Below are 2,338 nucleotides of genomic sequence, written 5' to 3' on the forward strand. Positions count from 1 at the left end.
GGCGGCGACGAAAACGCCGAAGCCTTGGGCAAGGCCATCGGCGAAATCGCCTGGCAGGTCGGCAGCATTGCAACGGGCGTCGGCGGGGCTGCGAAAGGTGGCGTGGCGCTGGCCAAGGCGGGGATCAAGGTGGGCACCGCAGAACTTGAAACGATGGCTAGTCTGGCTAGAATGGAGAAGCTCGCCAAAGCCGAAGCTGTACGCAACCGTGTTGTAGGCGCTGTTGCAGATAGCCATGAGGGAAGTGCGAGCTCCAAATTCGGGCAGCTTGCTAAAACTGAGGCTGAGCTTCGGGATGCTCAACGTGTAGATGGTGCAAAAGGACCGGGGCAGGTTATCCCTGATGAAATCAACCCTCCCAAGTTCAGCCGGATTGAAGACCTGTTTGGGCAGACATTTGAAAGTATCCCGCTGTCGCACCTTCCCAATTGGAAGACCGGTTCGCTTGTAAATGATGGGGTGTTGGGCGAGCAACTGGCCCTGCAAACCCTTAACGAGAAAACCGGCCTCAATTTCAAACCTCTGCAAAACAGTAGCAACCACGGCTGCGATGGCTGCGCGGTGGCGATCAATGGCGATACTATTACCGTGGTGGTGATGGATGCGAAGTCTTCGGTGAATGGCGTGAGTAAGGCAGGTACGCCGCATGGGGACCCGAGGACGCGGTTGGAGGGGTGGCTGAGTAATAGATCAATTGCCGACTCTGATCCTGCTTTACGCGATGCTTTGCAAGCGGCGTTGGATTCAGGAAAAGCCAAGGTTCAAGGTGTAACAGTCAAAGTCGGTGTTCCCGCCCCCAGTAAAACAGGTGTAGCAGAATTTAAGGTGGAACCATGGACCAAGAAATAATTCAGTGCGAGCGCTTGGGCGTAAACCCGAAGTGGCCCTCCTACAAAAGTGTGCTGGGGCGCATAGCCAAGGGGCCACACGTCTCAGATGAATACGAGTTGAATGGCATCCGTGAATATGTTGAGCGCGGCGATGCATTTGCGAAGCCATCAATGCCTGTCCCGAATAGTGACAACGTTACGCGTAGTAGCTCCGAATGGATGGCCGTCACACGAGCCCACAAGGTATTGGCAACCGCACCAGATAATCCGCAATGGCTTCTGGAATTGGCCCATTGGCTGCGCTATTACCAAGTAGGAATTTGGCAGTTGTTCTTCTGGGCGGGCCAGTTCGACATTATTGCCAAAGCGGCAGGCAATGATCGACGACGCCAAAACTACAGCATCCAAACCGCCACCAATATGATGGCCGCCATGGCGATCCTAGGCTGGAAGGATGCCGTCATCCATCAGGGATATCTCACCCATGCGGCTCTCAACCGTGGGCATCAATTAGTGATTGAGTACGAAGAGCAACACCGCCGCGCCCAAGCCTTTATGCTGCGTGTGTTTGCCGATTGGGTGGGCGATGTCTCGCATCAATGGCCTGCTTATGCTTACGACGAACCCATCTACGAAGCCTTGTTGGCCAAGTGGCGCACGCCCAGCCCCGACGACCTGATGCCCTGCCTGTTGGCCGCGTGTGACCGCCACACTTGGCAAACGGGCAAAGAGAGCCAGAAGAATTCCTACGACTTCAATCAGGACTGGCACTTGGAGCGCGTTCCGGTGGAAATTCTCTATATCCTACGCCTGCGCCAGTGGGAAGGTTTAGCCAATCCGCAGAAGATTGATCATCCGCTGCTGGCCGCGCCCTTTGACCAATTGCCGCCCGAGCAACCAGCGCCTGAGTTGGACGAGTTGATGCAAGGTGTGCTCAAACGCGCGAGGGAAGACTGGCCACAGTACGATGAAGTGTTGTCGTTGCCAGCACTGAGGAGTTGAATAGGCCCAAAAGGTGAGATGTGGCAATTAGTGACTTGGCCGCTAATCCAGCATACTGATCCATTTGGCAATGTTACGGTTGGCGTCTTGGATAAAGGTGGGAAGTTTGTTGAGGATCCTATTGCGACATCGAAGCTCATAGGGAGAAAGTGAATGATTCGCGCACCACTCGGCCATGCCAGCTATTGGGATAAGGTCGTTAACGACAGCGACAGCTATATCGCGAAGTCTCAAAAGCTTCTCTTGGCGCCAACCGCTGACCCCGATTACGCCCCCCAGTATGCGTTTGAAATCGGACAGGACCATTTGCACCAAATTTTGCGCAGATATTCCGCCGGAGATTCAATAACTCACTTGGCCCACTACTTCCCCGGTCTGCTAGCAGCATGGGAACAGGCGGAACACCTCGGCACCACGGTGTGGACTGCGGAGCAGCAATTCACCCGGCACCACTGGCGCGTCAACTACGACCACTACATCGTTTGCTTCTGGTTGGTCGGCTTGGC

Annotated in this window: 3 protein-coding genes; all 3 read left to right on the top strand. The window is 55.0% G+C overall.

The genetic code is table 11. The features are described 5' to 3' along the window. A partial coding sequence (locus tag AOA59_RS33055; protein ID WP_256593013.1) for a hypothetical protein occupies positions 1-849 on the top strand: 849 nt, incomplete at its 5' end. A 308-nt stretch (positions 850-1,157) separates the two neighbouring features. Beyond that, positions 1,158-1,832: a hypothetical protein gene (locus tag AOA59_RS00665; protein WP_069788870.1), complete on the top strand. Its 675-nt coding sequence runs from the start codon at positions 1,158-1,160 to the stop codon at positions 1,830-1,832. Between the two features lie 153 nt (positions 1,833-1,985). After that, positions 1,986-2,338, top strand: a 353-nt coding sequence (locus AOA59_RS00670; RefSeq protein WP_143522737.1) for a PoNe immunity protein domain-containing protein, incomplete at its 3' end; no start/stop codon positions are given.

The sequence above is a fragment of the Pseudomonas sp. 2822-15 genome (assembly GCF_002742515.1).
In the GTDB taxonomy this organism is placed as follows: domain Bacteria; phylum Pseudomonadota; class Gammaproteobacteria; order Pseudomonadales; family Pseudomonadaceae; genus Aquipseudomonas; species Aquipseudomonas salomonii.